Origin of the sequence: Citreimonas salinaria (genome assembly GCF_900107235.1) — a bacterium.
Taxonomy (GTDB): domain Bacteria; phylum Pseudomonadota; class Alphaproteobacteria; order Rhodobacterales; family Rhodobacteraceae; genus Citreimonas; species Citreimonas salinaria.
The window spans coordinates 14,077-27,682 of the sequence record NZ_FNPF01000017.1 but is presented as its reverse complement, the minus strand read 5'-3'; the positions used below and the strand labels follow the sequence as shown (position 1 = coordinate 27,682).

Sequence of the window (13,606 nt, the reverse complement as noted above, 5' to 3'; positions counted from 1 at the left end):
CATGCGCCTGAACGCGCCCGGCATTATCGCCGCGCTGCTTTTCCTGGCCGCCTGCACCGCAGGCGGCCTGTCGCGTGACGGGGTATTCGCGCCCGGGATCGACCCCGCCGCCCAAGCCGAGGACGGGCTGGTCGTGGGTCACCGCCTGATGCAGGCCGGCGAATATCAGCTGGCGCTCGACGCGTTCACGCGTGCCGCCGGTCAGAAAGGCCTTACGGCCGAGGTCCTGGTGGCGCTGGGGTCTGCCAACCTTGCGCTGGGCCGGCTGAACCAGGCCGAGGACCTTCTGCGCCGCGCCACGCGCGAAGACGGCGAATGGCCCGAAGCCTGGAACAATCTGGGCGTGGTGCTGATCGAGCGCGGCCAGACGGCCGAGGCGGCCGCCGTCTTCCGGAAGGCGTTCGCGCTGGACAACGGTCAAAGCACCGCCATTCGCGACAATCTGCGCTTGGCTCTCGCAAAACTGGAAGATCCAGGTTATGCTGACGGCGCACAACAACAATACCGCTTGGTGCGCGAAGGCAGCGGATCCTACCGGATCCGGCGCGCACCTTGACGAGGCAGAGCATCGAGGGGACGCTCCCATGCGCCATCCCGTTATCGCCACCGCGCTCGCGGTGACCTTCGGCACGTTGGCTGGATGCAGCGGCACGACCGACGCCGACCTGGTCGAACGCAGCCTTCGGGGCGTCAACGTCGTCGACGAATCCAACCTGAACGAGGTGATGCTGACGGCCGGCGATCCGAACGAGGCGGTGGCGTATTTTCAGCGCACCCTGACGGATAACCCCGAACGCATCGATGTCCGCCGTGGTCTGGCAAAATCACTGGTGCGCGCCCGCCGCATCCCCGAGGCCCGCACCGCCTGGGACGCCGTCGTCGCGCATGAGGACGCTACCCACGGGGATCGAGTCGGCCTCGCCGAAACGCTGATCCGCGCAGGCGAATGGGATGCCGCCGAGGCCACCCTGAACGCCATTCCGCCCACCTACGAGACGCACGAGCGCTACCGGCTCGAGGCGATGGTTGCCGACAGCAACCAGCAATGGGGCAAGGCCGACAGCTTCTATGAAATCGCAGCCGGATTGACCGACACGCCCGCCCCCGTGCTGAACAACTGGGGCTATTCGAAGCTGACGCGCGGCGATGCGCCCGCCGCGGCGCGCCTGTTCACCGACGCGATCCGGCAAGACGGCACGCTGTTCACCGCCAAGAACAACCTGGTCATGGCGCGGGGCGCCCAAGGCGACTACACCCTGCCCGTCATCCCGATGACCCAGACCGAGCGCGCGCAGCTGCTGCACACGCTGGGCCTTGCTGCGATCAAGCGGGGCGACGTGCAGACCGGAAAATCGCTGCTGCGCGACGCGATAGAGACGCATCCGCAGCATTTCGACGCCGCCGCGCGCTCGCTCGCGGCGCTCGAAACCGGCGTGGCGAACTAGGCCTTGGGGATCTCGGCCAGCGTCGCCACGTGGTTCCTGCCGCTGGCGCTGCCGATCTGCCTGTACGTCTGCTACACCGATCTCAGCACGATGCGCATCCGCAACCACGCGGTGATCGCGCTGTTCGCGGTCTTCGCGCTGCTGGGGCCCTTCGTCATACCGCTGGACGTCTATGCCTGGCGCTACGTCCACCTCGCCGTCGTCCTGATCGCCGGGATCGCGCTGAACGCAGGGGGCGCCCTGGGTGCGGGCGACGCCAAGTTCGCCGCCGCCGCCGCGCCCTTCGTCCACATCGCGGATCTGCGTTTCCTGCTGGCCCTGTTCGCCGCGACCCTGCTGACGGGTTTTGCCGTGCACCGCGCGGTCAAGCACACCGCGCTGCATCGCATGGCGCCCGACTGGGAAAGCTGGCGCAGCGGTTCCCGCTTCCCGATGGGCCTGGCGCTGGGGGGAACACTGATCCTGTATCTGGTCATGGGCGCGCTCTACGGCCGCTGACCGCCCAATGCTCCGCCTGAAAATGCAAGTCAAAGTCACGGCCGCGCCGCGTATTGGCCACATTGCCCTGCCAGTCAAGCACCGATGCCCCTGGCGGAGCCCGAGATGACCATGCAACCCAGCGCCGTCATGGCGCCTCCTGCCCCGAAATCCGTCGCCGATGTCGGCCTGTCGCCCGTCCTGATGCGCGACACGTTGCTCAAGACGCTGTTTCGCCGAAACACCAACGTTGTGACCGCTTTGGCGCGTACGATCTGCCTGCCGGTCCCGATCACGCAGGAACTTGTGGACATGGCCCGCGGCCAAGGACTGGTCGAGGCGATGGGCACTCTGGGACCGGGCGGCACCGTCAGCGCCGAAATGCCCTACCAGTTGACCGAAAGCGGGAAGGCCCGCGCGCTCGATGCGCTGGCACAGTCGGAATATTTCGGGCCGATGCCGGTGCCGCTAGGCGTCTATCGCGAACAGGTCGAGCGGCAATCCATCCGCAACGTGCAGGTGACACGTGCCCAGCTGAGCGCGGCAATGGGAGACCTGATCCTGCCGCAGGACCTGATCTCGCAACTCGGCCCCGCTGTCAGTTCCGGCCGGTCGATCCTGATGTACGGCCCGCCCGGCAACGGCAAGAGCTCGATCTCCAACGGCATCCGCGAGGCATTGGGCGACCGAATCTACGTTCCCCGCGCGATCGAGTATTCTGGCCAGATCATCACCGTCTATGACCCCATCGTGCACGCCGCGATGGAGGACGACGTGCAACCTGTGTCGGCACTTCGGCGGACCGATCGCTTCGACCGCCGCTACGTTATGTGCCGCCGTCCCACCGTGGTCACCGGGGGCGAGTTGAACCTGTCGATGCTGGACCTCGTCCACAATCCGACGGCACGGACGTACCAGGCGCCGCTACAGCTCAAGGCGACCGGTGGCGTGTTCATCGTCGACGACCTCGGGCGTCAGCAGGAACCGCCTCAGAAGCTGGTGAACCGCTGGATCGTCCCACTTGAGGAGGGGCGGGACATCCTCGCTCTGCAATCCGGCGAGAAGTTCGAAGTTCCGTTCGACACGCTGGTGATCTTCTCGACCAACTTCCATCCCAACGAGATCTTCGACCAGGCGGCACTGCGGCGGATTTTCTACAAGATCAAGGTCGAGGGCCCGAACCAGGATGATTTCCTGAAGATCTTCGCACTTGTGGCGCGAAAGAAGGGCCTGCAGCTGGACGAGGCGAGCCTGGTGCACCTGCTCAGGCAAAAATACCCGACGATTGGCAATATCTTTGCGAACTATCAGCCGGTCTTCCTGATCGACCAGATGATCTCGATCTGCGACTTCGAGGGCCTGCCCTACCGAATGAGCCCCGACCTTGTCGAACGGGCCTGGTCGAACATGTTCGTTGCCGACGACTTCATGGCCTGACGGCCGCGGCGCGCCGGCCGGATTTTCCGCTTGACGCGATCCGGCCCCGCCCGTAATCAGCCGCCACGCGCTGGCGGAGTAGCTCAGTTGGTTAGAGCAGCGGAATCATAATCCGCGTGTCGGGGGTTCAAGTCCCTCCTCCGCTACCATAACATCATCATAGGGCATTGTGATTGAAGGGAAATTCGGATCGAGTCCGACTCCTTACCATCACGCCTACCATCATGCTGCGCCAGGAATGTCCTCATCAGGGGTAACCGGGCCTTGTGTGCGGCGCGCCCCGTGAAAGAGAAGATGCCGCCCTCCCGCCTGGATGTAGGTTGGGGTTCCCCGGGTTCTCTCTCCATGCCGCCTCCAGCGCGTCCATGAGCGCATCAAAGGTCGGGTGCTTCTTTCCCAACACGAGGCGCTCAAGGTCTTTATGGATCGCGAGAGATCCAGCGATAGCCTGCCGCGTCCCGTGGGCTCGGTCTGCGGGTGAAGCTGCTTCGAAGGCCTTTATGAGGCTCCGAAGATGATCGAGGTGCGGGTCGCTGCCCTCCCGCGCCCGGCGGAGGGCAGCCTGTTCCGCTTCCATGCTCGCACGCCCTTCCTCAAGCTTCTTCAGCTGCCTTGAGAACATCCTGAGCCTGGCCTGACTGGTGGCTCTCGCCCTGTAGAACCGGCTGCGTGCGGAGGCGACCTTAGCCTTGTGCCGCGCGACCTCCTCGTTCAGTCGTTCGATTGCTGCCTGTGCCAGCTTGTGGGCGGCCTCTACCTCGGATCGCGCAAGCTCTTCTCGCACTTCCGCGCGGAGGCTCGCCCGGAGCTCCTCGCGGACCTCGTCCCGGATTTGCCCGTAGACCTCTGCATGGACATGCTCGCGTCGCGTCAGCCGCTTCGGGGTTCCGCGTTCGATGCGCGGGTCCAGGTGCGCTTGGCACCAGCGCGCCCAGCTGGATTGCATGGCAGCGGTGGCTGTGGTGGCGGCCGGGTCGAAAGCCCGCTCCTGCGCAAGGAGTTCCTCGCGGGCCTTCCGGCCGGATATGGTCGGTCTCTCGGCTCCGGTCTTGTGCCGCTGCATCCTGACAGGGGCGACGAGGATGTCGACGACTCCTGCGCCGCGCTCGTCGGTGTCGTACCGGACGTGAAAAACAGAGCCCGGACCGCACCAGTCTTCCGCCCAGAGTTGGGCCTCGAGAATGAGATCCTTGACGCGCGGGTTGCTCGTTTCGCGAGGGTCGCCGGTCTCCAGAAGCCAGGCCGGCGAAACCACCGCAAGCAGGTGCATCGCGGGCGCGCTGTTTGCCCGCTGCCCGGCCCCGGTCTGTTCCAGGTGGATCTGGTGGGCTCGGATGATGTCGCAGCCGCCGTTTGCCATGCCGAGGCCGGCCTTTGACCACGCGTAGTTCTGCAGCGGATCGCCGATGCTGCGTTTCCGGGAAACCTCGTCCTGCCGCTTGGCGTGGCGCTGCGTGCCGGCGAGGCTGCGCTTGCCGTTGCCGTGTGTCAGGTTCGCCATCCGGATAGCTGCCTTAGGTGCCATTTATCTTTCCCCATTGGTGTCGGGGAGGGAGGTGGCTGTGGCGTCGCAAGAAACATGCAGGTGCGAGAAAACTGAAACCCACTACCGGCTGAGGAAGCCCGGGATAGCTTCCGGTGTGAGCCGCTAGGCGGGCGATTTACAATTCGAAGAACCTGAGGCACTTACCGCAGGCGAATTGGTTTCAGCAATCGTGAGGGCTGAATGCAGAAAAACGAACTCGACCAGATGGACATCCAGGACCTCAAGCAGCTTCGAAAGGACATCGACCGGGCCATCGTCAGCTATGAGAAGCGGCGCCGCTACGAAGCGCGGGCGGCCGCAGAGAAAGCAGCCGCAGAGTATGGCATATCGCTGGCCGATATTGTCGGGAGCGCGCGGTCCAAGTCCGGGACGCGAGCTGCCCGACCCGCGAAGTACCGCCACCCCGAAAACCCTGAGCTAACCTGGTCGGGGCGTGGACGTCAGCCGCGCTGGATTAAAGAGCGGCTGGAAGCGGGGCAATCGCTGGAGGAGTTTGCCATCTAACGCGGTTCGAGATGGCGGCGCAACCTTCTTGGTCCGCTTAGCCGATTATGCGCCTGCCAATTTCATCCGCTTCTTCCTCATCGAGGACCAGGGGCTTCGTTGGAGCGTGCCGCAGTAACTCCATCATACGTTCATATTGTTTGGTTAGGTCGGCCTTCGTAGGCCGCCCTGTAACCATGTAAACCGTGAAGGGCTCCGGAGCCTCGGATATGCCGACAAGAACGCCAGCCCAACGCTCAGCTTTCCTTTGCATCTGCTCGGCGTCCGCCGAGTCTAAAGAAATTGCTTGAATGCAATGCCACCGCCCATTCCTAAAGGAATGCTCGAAGGTGAACTCGGAATAGTTGCTTCGAACCGTGTGCGGTTCCATTCGAGACAGGATCTCGGACGTTTTCAGCTTGCTCCTCACAACTTCAAAGACTTGTTCGTCAGTGCGAGGGACCCGCCCAGGCTCGGGATCGTGTTGAGTCACAAAACGATGAAACAGCTGATCTTGGGTAGAGGCGGGATCGTTTGTCACTCCAGTCCCATTCAGGTGCCAGCGGAAGCTACTGTCGTCATCCCCGAGAAGTCGCAGGCCGACGTCGTGCGCCGAGCGCCACATCCACTCCGACCCGCGCTCACTGCACTTCCTATCGAACCAGCGCTCAAGTTCACGCATGTCGTGGAGAAGGGCTTTTCGATTGATTCCGGGGAACGCATTACTCAGTCGCGATCCGCCTGTGCGTGTCTGCAGCTTCAGGTAACCCAAGTCTGGGCAGTACACGAGAACGCCCACATTCATACATTCGCCAGACCAGACGTCATGGCGGTACTGTAGAACCGAGTATGTGTAAGCGTGCTTGTTCACTGCTCTCGTGCCCGTTGGATAGCGTCTACCACTGCTTCGATGTTCCGGCGAGCGTCATCCAGGTACGCCGCGATACTATCACAAGTTGCCCGGCCCCAGTCACCGGATGCTTCGGCCGCATACAGGGAAAATGTGTCGTCAGGTAGACTTTTCCAAGCGTCGGCCGCTCGTCCAAAGTCAACATGATTGCTCGGTTTCAGCCGTCGCCAGAACGGATGCTGCATGTCGCCGGCAATGAAGTTGTCAATACCGAACGCCTCCCATGGCTTGCGCACTACGTCGCGGTCTTCGTCGGCCCCCGTGGCCGACACAAACGCCTCCTCATGGTCAATCAGTCTGAACTCGTCGCCCTTCTTCAACATGTTAGGATTAGCGATCCGCCTGTCCCAGTTCTGGATGATCGTATCGAAAAGGTAGGCTTCCCCATGAAGTTGGTGCATCCTTTGAGGCATACCAGCGGCCTCGCTCCAGCGGCGCCAGCCGGCGCCTAGGTGCAGAGCGCCGAAAACCACCTCTCCGCCTGAGTTGAAAGCGTTTACGAGTTCAGCATCCTGGATGCTACCCACGAATTCATGAGTGATGCGCACCTTGACAGGCGGCGGGCATGGCAGACCGAGGGCTTCAGCAACCCTGGCCGCCATCCACTCCCGGGCAGGAGCGGCATCGGAGATTGTTGCATGCAGTTTCGGGGCTTTGATCCAGACATCGATGGTGCCCCCTTCCGGGATTTCAGCCATTACTAGAGGGGGTCTGGATCGGCCGCTCTCAGCTCTCCTGACGAAGGAAACCGCCTCGCACTCCAACTGTGACGCCCCCACTGACCCGAAAAGCTTCTGGGACGTTACGGCTTCTGTCGAAAGACATTCAATCACTTACAGACGACGATTCTTGAACTGATGCAGCGATGACAACGGGCGGATGCGCAGGGAGCGAGCGGACGTCGAACGGGGTGAATCAGGTGCCGTCCGAGTTGCGCCTGTTCCCGCATCGGAGGTGCTTCTCGCCATACCTCGAAGGGTCATCACCGCGCGAAAGTTGGATAGCCTGACGCGCTGCATTAGAAGCTACGCGACAACCAGCGCGCCGTCAGGCAACGGCTGCTGCAGTGCCTTCGCCTCTCCCCAAGGCGCCCTCAGCCAAACGTCACGCTCTTCCTGGTTCGTCAGGATGACAGGCATGGCCTTCGGGTGCACCGCGCCGACTTCCGCGTTGGGCTCGGTCGTCAGAAACCCGTAGAGATCCGCTGTCACCTCGCCCTCCTTGATCTTCCTGACTGACGTCCAACCGGAAATTGTGATCCCGGCGAAGAACGCAATGGGCTGGTCTTCATTAAGCGCGAACCACACGGGCTCGTACTTGCCTTCCGCGTTGCGGCTGGGCTCCGAGAAGGCCGTGAAGGGCACAAGGCAACGGTGCTGCGCGGCAAGCCACCTGCGCCAGTGCGGCGACGCGGTGTTGCGTATGTTCGTCACGCCGCGGTCGACCTTCTTGCCTTTCAATGCGAACTGCGGCGAGGGCATCCCCCACCTTGCCTGCGCCAGTTCCAGCCCGTCTGCACCGTGCCGCACGATGGGAGCGCTGTAGTCCGGGTAGAGTTCGGTCAGCTCGGGCAGATTGCCGGCGCGATCCGTGATGCCGTCGAAGAGCTGCCGGATCGCGGCTTGTCCTTTCGACAATGAGTAGAGGTTGCACATCCTCGCCTACTCCCTCCCAGACAATCCTCTGGACGTATTCCTTTACAGGAGCGGGGCAATTTGCCAGCTTCTTCACGTTCGCGTTATCGGCGCACCACAGGTAAAGGGTGATTCCATTGATCAGTTCCAGGTTCCGCGTATTCGCCCGCCGAGCGCTTGGCGCCCTAGCCGTGCTTTCCGTTTCCGCCTGCAGCACAACCTACGCCGTGCCGGATGCATCTGAGGAACACGTCAGCGTGGCGGCTTCCATGTTTGCCGAAGAGCAGAACCCGACGACTGCAGTGGCCGGCCGTCGACTTTCGGACCAGCAGGCCGTTGCTCAGTTTCGGCAGGTCGTGAGCCGAGTGGAGCCCGTCGCGGAGCGGTTCTGTAAGCAGGAAACCGCGGATCGGGAGAACTTCGACTGCGATATCCAGATTGTGGTCGACACTTCGATGGAGGGCCGCAATGCATATCAGACCTACAACGACGCTGGGAAACCCGTCGTCGGCTTCACCATCCCGATGATCGCGGACGCGCGAAATCCGGACGAGCTTGCCTTCGTTCTCGGTCACGAGATGGGCCACCACATCGGCCAGCACAGTCACAAGCAGCAGCAGCAGGCCGTAGCCGGCGCCCTCATCCTGGGTGCGTTGACGGCTTACGGACAGGCTTCGGCCACTGCTGCCAACCCGTACCGCTACACTGGCAACGATCAGCGGGACATGCAGAACAGCATCGAGCTAGGGGCGGGCGTTGGTCAGATGGCCTATTCCCAGACGTACGAGCTCGAAAGCGACGTGATCGGGACCGCGATCACCAAGGCCGCCGGGTACGACCCCGTGAAGGGCGCTCGCTTCTTCGCACGTCCCGAAGGGAAGCGCACCGCCAACGGTAGGCTGAGCTTCTGGGGAACGCACCCGCCGGATGAAAAGCGGCTCGCCACCGTTTTGGCCACCATCGAAGGTATCGAAGTGAGCGGCGGCATCTCACGCAGGTAATCTACCGCACCCCGAGCCTGGGAGGGCGCACAGCCGCCGCCTCAGGAGAATATTGGCATCGGCTTGTCCTGGAGGAGCAATTTCATGAAATGGATCTTTATCGCCTGCGTAGTCGCTGCAAGTGCGTCTGCAGCGTCAGCCGCTTCACAGTTCGGGCAAGAGGCGCGTGAGGATTGGAAATCTCCTACCGAGCGCCTCCTCCAGTTGGCCCAGTCGTACTCATGCTCGCCGCGCAAGACCTGTTCGAGGACAGTGGGCAGCTGCGACGAAGCTTACTGGCTGATGCGCAACTGCTCGTGGGGTGGGCGGTTGGACCGGGATAACGACGGTATTCCCTGCGAGAACCTCTGCTAGATCATCGATTGACTGTCTGCGGTGGAAGGAAGAGCAGGTAATTTAGTCGAACATGATAAGGTCGTCGTTCTGCGGAAATATCCCCGAAAAGACGACTTCATTTGCACCGATACGCATTACAGCGTGTTGCCGCAATCCGGGAGCGAGGCGCGCAAGCGTGCCCTCGTTTCCGTCGAACCGCACGAAGAGATCCCCTGAATGGTAATGGTAGAAATCTTCTAAATCAATATTTTGTCCATCGTCACTCGCAATTACGTTCTTAGAGGCCTTGTCGCTGACCACCCCAAGAAGCAAGCGCAGTCCGAAATCCCGCTCTGGTGAACTCCAAGACTTGTGCCCCTTCGAGACGTGCGTTTGGACAAAGAACTGCTGCATCGAGCGGCCAGACTCGTCGGTGATCACGGCCGTCTGTATCAGAAATACGATCCCGATTGGTCCATTTGGATTGTCATCGAAATGATTTTTGACGACTGCGTTAGCGTCCGACCATGAGAGGTTCGTTGGCACACGCGCGATAATGCCGTGCGCTCGATTAGGAGATTCTTTGACATATCTCTCAGCATTGTTAATCGCACCCTTAAGCTTATCGCGAAAATTTGGAATCTCGTTTTTGTGGTAAGGGCTAAGAACGAACACTTCGTGCGACAATCTGTTTCGACAAATTGGGCCGTTGGGCGACCATACCGGCCCAATGACCAGCATCCATTCATCTCCGACATAGCGTGACGAACGTTCAGTCGGCTGACCTCTAAGCGCCTCCTGACAAGCCGAGCGAAGTGAAGACCATGCCTTTTCTTCCGGATAGCTGGCTGCGGCAGCTCGAACATTTACTGAGTGGCACGCTGTTTCATGCGCAATCTTCTGAACAAATTGATCTAGGCGCGCTGCCTTTTTTCGAAAGGTTCGTTCATGCGTCGAAGTTCCCCAGCTTTTGAGTGATAGAAGAAGTTCACCGCCGTCCTGGAAGGAGATCCGTAAGTCGTAGCCAGGCTCGTTCGCTGGCGTTGGCTCAACGCGGCCACGACGCGCGAACATGCACCCGATCACGAACAGTTCGAACAGGAGGCCTCTCTGGTTATTGATCTCTTGCTTCTTGATCCTCCTCGCGAAGCTTGAAGCAAGACCGGCTTTCTTCTTGTCCGCCTCGATCAGCGCGTATCCTAGATTGATAATTTCATTTGTCGCACCTGCATCCGTCCTATGCCATAGATTTCTAACGATGTTGTCTCCATGATTAATGAGCCAGTCCTCGTCGAATGCCAATTGAACTGCAGCAACGTGCTCATCAATCTTCGAGCGACTCATATCGCTGAGGTGCGCAACCTGCCTCTTATCAGATTTCATTTTTTGCGTGCCGTCCTCTTCTAAGATGGCAATATTTTCGAAAATATTTTGGGGAGTTTTTTAGGACAGCAAGTCCTTTCGTCACGCCGGGTTGAGCGCCCGTCCAGACCGGTCGACCGCCTACATTTTGCGGTTCTGGACTGGTGGCCGCCCCCCCTGCTTACCATCGTTCTGCCTTAGCGAACAGCTTAACAGCCAATGTCTTAGAAGTGGAGTTGAGACGAGCGGAATTAATCTCTGAGGTTTGGAGCTATAGCACCCCGTTCCTGCGGAACGAGTATTCCGCCTCCTTGCCGACAATGACATGATCATGGACGGTCACCGAAAGCGTAGAAAGCGCGGCGATGACCTCGTCCGTCATACGGACGTCTTGAGCGCTTGGGGTGGTGTCCCCGGACGGGTGGTTGTGAACTAGGATGATGGCGGAGGCGTTCAGGACGAGGCATCGCTTGGCGATTTCCCGCGGGTAGACGGGCACATGGTCGATGGTCCCCTCGGCCTGCGCCTCGTCGGCGATCAGCGTGTTCTTGCGATCGAGGTAAAGCACGCGGAACTGCTCCGTGTCCCTGTGCGCCATCGCGGTGCGGCAGTATTCGAGGAGCGCGGCCCATGATGACAGCACGTCCCTCTGCAGCGTTCTCGCCTTGCTCATTCGTACGGCCATTGCCTGGGCAAGCTGGAGCTGGATGAACACCTTCTGGGTGGCGCCGGCGACCTGGAGGATGCGATGCTCCGGAGCGGCCACGACGCCGCTCAGGTCGCCGAACTCTGCGAGCAGGCGCTTTGCCAGCGGCTTCACATCGATGCGCGGGATCGCGTTGAACAGTACGAGTTCCAGGATCTCGTACTCGGGCATCGGCTCGTGACCGCCCTTCAGGAACCGCTGGCGCAGGCGCTCCCTGTGCCCGTGGTAGTGTGGCCTCTTGTTCCCTTGGTCGTCGGTGATCAGCCCGCCGCCGGCAGCGTTCCGCGGATCAAGTCGATCCCGATGCACATAGGTCGGCGGATAGGCCGGCTGCGTTTCTACGCCGGGCGGGGGAAGTCGCGCCTCCAGCTCCTTCAGCCCCTGAACGGGATCTTCCGCAAACCCGTACCCGCTTCGGCGCCTTCGTCCCGCGGCGCCTTTCGGCAGCGACCGGCGTCCATGCCCCGGGGCCTCCAGTTGCCGCGCGATCCACCCTGGCAAGCGCAACATTGATCGATATCCTTCTGAACCGGTCAGAAGGTGCACGCGGCATGGTTAATGGTCTATGAACGCCTCAGCATCAGCCGGGTCGGGTAACTGATCGGCGCCGTACACGAAATGCTAGGAGGTAGGGTCTACCCACGTCCATTAAAAGCTCGGAGCTACGTATATGTCCTGCCTCGCTGTCCTTGCCGTGACCGCCGCCATGATCATCGATGGAGATACCGTCCGCCTGTCCGGCAGCAACGCCCGCCTGACCGGCGAAGGGAACGCGCCATTCGACACGCCGGAGACGTGGAAACCGCAGTGCCGGTCGGAGGCGAAGCTGGGTGCACAAGCAACCGGCTACGTTCGATCCATGATGCCGGGGCAACTCTGCATCATCGGGCGTGGCGCGGGCGGCTACGGGCGGGATTTAGCAGTCCTCTACGGCAGCGACGGCCGCGACATCCGTGAAGGGCTGATGGAGCGCGGGTTGGCCAAGGCGTCGAAGAACGCAAACTGGTGCCGCTGATCGTCCCCTAGATGAGCAGCGGCCGGCTGGCACTGACCACAAGCGGCGGGTACTGCGGGAAGGACCGCACATCAAACCATGTGAAGCACGTGCCGTCCGCATTGCGCCTGTTCCCGCACCGGATGCCATTCCCGGCCATGCCTCGGCGGATCAGGGCGGCACGGAACGCCCTCAAGTCGATCAACCACCATGCGTCGATGCCGTCACCCGAAGCGCTGGCGTGCCCATAAAACATCCAGTCGCCGTGCCCGTTCACTATCTTGCTTAGTTCGGTTTCGGCGCCGGAGGGCAGCGAGGAGCGCACCGTGAAGTCGAATGGATACCGCTGGGCATAACCTGGGCGGCGAACCCTGACGGCGACATGGCGGAGGTTCACGTCCATGGTCACCAAGTCCGTGGCTTCGTGCCAGTCCAGCGGATCGGGCGCCTCGGTCAACAGATGCTCGGCGATGATCTGCTTTACCCGGGGAAGGTATTGGTCAGACCATCGCCGGTTGGTGGCATAGTCGCGCATCGCATCAGTCAGGCTCTGCGGGTGTAGCCCGCTTCGCCATCTCGGCCAGTTCGGCCACCGTGATGTCCTCGCCGCGACGATGCTTGGCGAAGAGGCTTCCAACGTGCGCGCGCCAGATGTCGATGCTCAGGGTGTCGTCTTTGAGAGCATCCATGCTCGCCATGAGGATGACCTTTTCAACCTCATCGAGTCTGCGAAAGGCCAGAAGCAACTCCGCTTCGCGCGCAAGATTGTCTGCTTTCATGCCGCATCCTTCCGTTTCGCTTTCTCGTGCAGTTCGATGCCGTCGATCACGGAGGCCATGAGTTCCTCCGCGAGGCCCAGCACCGTGGCGGTCGCCTTCCAGTCCAAGCCTGAGGTCTCGTTCTCTTCTGCGAGCATGGCGCAGCGAAGCAACGCGAGGACTTGGTAGGCGCGATGGCTGGGATCGTTCATCTTCTCATTCATAGCGGAACCCCTTCATCTCGATTTCATCCAGGGCGCCACCGATTCGGCTTGCCTCAGCGATGATGTTGTCCAGCATAGGCACCATCGCGTTTGCTGCGCGGCGGGCTACCAGGTTGTTGGACAGGTCGGCGTCAACCGCATCGTAGAGAACAGCCGCCCCTTCGATCATGCCCACCAGCATCGTCATGTCTGCGGACAGGGCATAGATGCGGGAGCGCAGGTCAGCCTCGCATTTCGCAAATGCCGCCGGCTGCGCCTCATCGTGTACGGCGGGATCGTCCCCGTGCTTCGGCGTTTCATGGATGGTCATGGTG

17 protein-coding genes and 1 tRNA gene are annotated in these 13,606 nt (G+C 61.4%); 8 read left to right on the top strand and 10 right to left on the bottom strand.

The features are described 5' to 3' along the window. Window position 1 precedes the first annotated feature (1 nt). The 5 genes from BLW27_RS16820 to BLW27_RS16800 all read left to right on the top strand — a co-directional run bounded on the left by BLW27_RS16820 (window position 2) and on the right by BLW27_RS16800 (window position 3,508). Window positions 2-556, top strand: coding sequence for a tetratricopeptide repeat protein (locus BLW27_RS16820; protein ID WP_089885069.1), 555 nt, complete (start codon window positions 2-4; stop codon window positions 554-556). A gap of 28 nt (window positions 557-584) precedes the next feature. Beyond that, on the top strand, window positions 585-1,445 hold the full coding sequence (locus tag BLW27_RS16815) for a tetratricopeptide repeat protein (protein WP_089885068.1): 861 nt from the start codon (window positions 585-587) through the stop codon (window positions 1,443-1,445). A 3-nt stretch (window positions 1,446-1,448) separates the two neighbouring features. Continuing rightward, window positions 1,449-1,943, top strand: a complete 495-nt coding sequence (locus BLW27_RS16810) for a prepilin peptidase (RefSeq protein ID WP_089885066.1) — start codon at window positions 1,449-1,451, stop codon at window positions 1,941-1,943. Window positions 1,944-2,048: 105 nt separating this feature from the next. Next, on the top strand, window positions 2,049-3,359 hold the full coding sequence (locus BLW27_RS16805) for an ATPase (RefSeq protein WP_089885205.1): 1,311 nt from the start codon (window positions 2,049-2,051) through the stop codon (window positions 3,357-3,359). Between the two features lie 72 nt (window positions 3,360-3,431). Next, window positions 3,432-3,508: transfer RNA gene (locus BLW27_RS16800), tRNA-Met, on the top strand. Window positions 3,509-3,606: 98 nt separating this feature from the next. Here the strand turns inward: BLW27_RS16800 and BLW27_RS16795 are convergent. Then, the gene (locus BLW27_RS16795; RefSeq protein WP_089885065.1) at window positions 3,607-4,860 is read right to left on the bottom strand and encodes a hypothetical protein; all 1,254 of its coding nucleotides are present in this window, start codon (window positions 4,858-4,860) and stop codon (window positions 3,607-3,609) included. Window positions 4,861-5,085: 225 nt separating this feature from the next. On the opposite strand from BLW27_RS16795, the gene BLW27_RS16790 reads away from it, so the two are divergent. Continuing rightward, window positions 5,086-5,409: an H-NS histone family protein gene (locus tag BLW27_RS16790; RefSeq protein ID WP_089885063.1), complete on the top strand. Its 324-nt coding sequence runs from the start codon at window positions 5,086-5,088 to the stop codon at window positions 5,407-5,409. Window positions 5,410-5,446: 37 nt separating this feature from the next. Here BLW27_RS16790 and BLW27_RS22145 read toward each other — a convergent pair whose 3' ends face one another. From BLW27_RS22145 to BLW27_RS16775, 3 genes are all read right to left on the bottom strand, one after another. Beyond that, window positions 5,447-6,259 (bottom strand): DUF3037 domain-containing protein, encoded by an 813-nt coding sequence (locus BLW27_RS22145; protein WP_177177960.1) that lies wholly within the window; start codon window positions 6,257-6,259, stop codon window positions 5,447-5,449. Next, window positions 6,256-6,996 carry a HipA family kinase gene (locus tag BLW27_RS16780; RefSeq protein ID WP_089885060.1) on the bottom strand — a complete coding sequence of 247 codons (741 nt, stop codon included), beginning with the start codon at window positions 6,994-6,996 and terminating at the stop codon, window positions 6,256-6,258. Before BLW27_RS16780 ends, BLW27_RS22145 begins: the two co-directional genes overlap by 4 nt. Window positions 6,997-7,323: 327 nt before the next feature. Then, window positions 7,324-7,953, bottom strand: a complete 630-nt coding sequence (locus BLW27_RS16775; protein ID WP_089885059.1) for an SOS response-associated peptidase — start codon at window positions 7,951-7,953, stop codon at window positions 7,324-7,326. Between the two features lie 116 nt (window positions 7,954-8,069). Here BLW27_RS16775 and BLW27_RS16770 point away from each other — a divergent pair, with 116 nt between their 5' ends. Further along, complete coding sequence (locus tag BLW27_RS16770) at window positions 8,070-8,933, top strand: M48 family metallopeptidase (protein ID WP_089885058.1); 864 nt, start codon at window positions 8,070-8,072, stop codon at window positions 8,931-8,933. Window positions 8,934-9,329: 396 nt separating this feature from the next. Here the strand turns inward: BLW27_RS16770 and BLW27_RS20885 are convergent, their stop codons facing one another. Both BLW27_RS20885 and radC read right to left on the bottom strand, forming a co-directional pair. Beyond that, on the bottom strand, window positions 9,330-10,631 hold the full coding sequence (locus tag BLW27_RS20885; RefSeq protein ID WP_143042323.1) for a hypothetical protein: 1,302 nt from the start codon (window positions 10,629-10,631) through the stop codon (window positions 9,330-9,332). Window positions 10,632-10,881: 250 nt separating this feature from the next. Continuing rightward, window positions 10,882-11,826, bottom strand: a complete 945-nt coding sequence (gene radC, locus BLW27_RS16760; protein ID WP_089885055.1) for a RadC family protein — start codon at window positions 11,824-11,826, stop codon at window positions 10,882-10,884. 196 nt (window positions 11,827-12,022) lie between these two features. Between radC and BLW27_RS16755 the strand changes: the two genes are divergently transcribed. After that, window positions 12,023-12,331, top strand: coding sequence for a thermonuclease family protein (locus BLW27_RS16755; RefSeq protein WP_143042322.1), 309 nt, complete (start codon window positions 12,023-12,025; stop codon window positions 12,329-12,331). 7 nt (window positions 12,332-12,338) lie between these two features. Here the strand turns inward: BLW27_RS16755 and BLW27_RS16750 are convergent, their stop codons facing one another. The 4 genes from BLW27_RS16750 to BLW27_RS16735 are packed head-to-tail and all read right to left on the bottom strand — an operon-like array spanning window position 12,339 to window position 13,602. After that, window positions 12,339-12,845 (bottom strand): hypothetical protein, encoded by a 507-nt coding sequence (locus tag BLW27_RS16750; protein ID WP_089885051.1) that lies wholly within the window; start codon window positions 12,843-12,845, stop codon window positions 12,339-12,341. A 4-nt stretch (window positions 12,846-12,849) separates the two neighbouring features. Beyond that, window positions 12,850-13,089 (bottom strand): hypothetical protein, encoded by a 240-nt coding sequence (locus BLW27_RS16745; protein WP_089885050.1) that lies wholly within the window; start codon window positions 13,087-13,089, stop codon window positions 12,850-12,852. Next, window positions 13,086-13,292 (bottom strand): hypothetical protein, encoded by a 207-nt coding sequence (locus BLW27_RS16740; protein ID WP_089885048.1) that lies wholly within the window; start codon window positions 13,290-13,292, stop codon window positions 13,086-13,088. The genes BLW27_RS16745 and BLW27_RS16740 overlap by 4 nt, the downstream gene beginning before the upstream one ends. Continuing rightward, window positions 13,285-13,602 carry a hypothetical protein gene (locus tag BLW27_RS16735; protein WP_089885047.1) on the bottom strand — a complete coding sequence of 106 codons (318 nt, stop codon included), beginning with the start codon at window positions 13,600-13,602 and terminating at the stop codon, window positions 13,285-13,287. Before BLW27_RS16735 ends, BLW27_RS16740 begins: the two co-directional genes overlap by 8 nt. Window positions 13,603-13,606 lie beyond the last annotated feature (4 nt).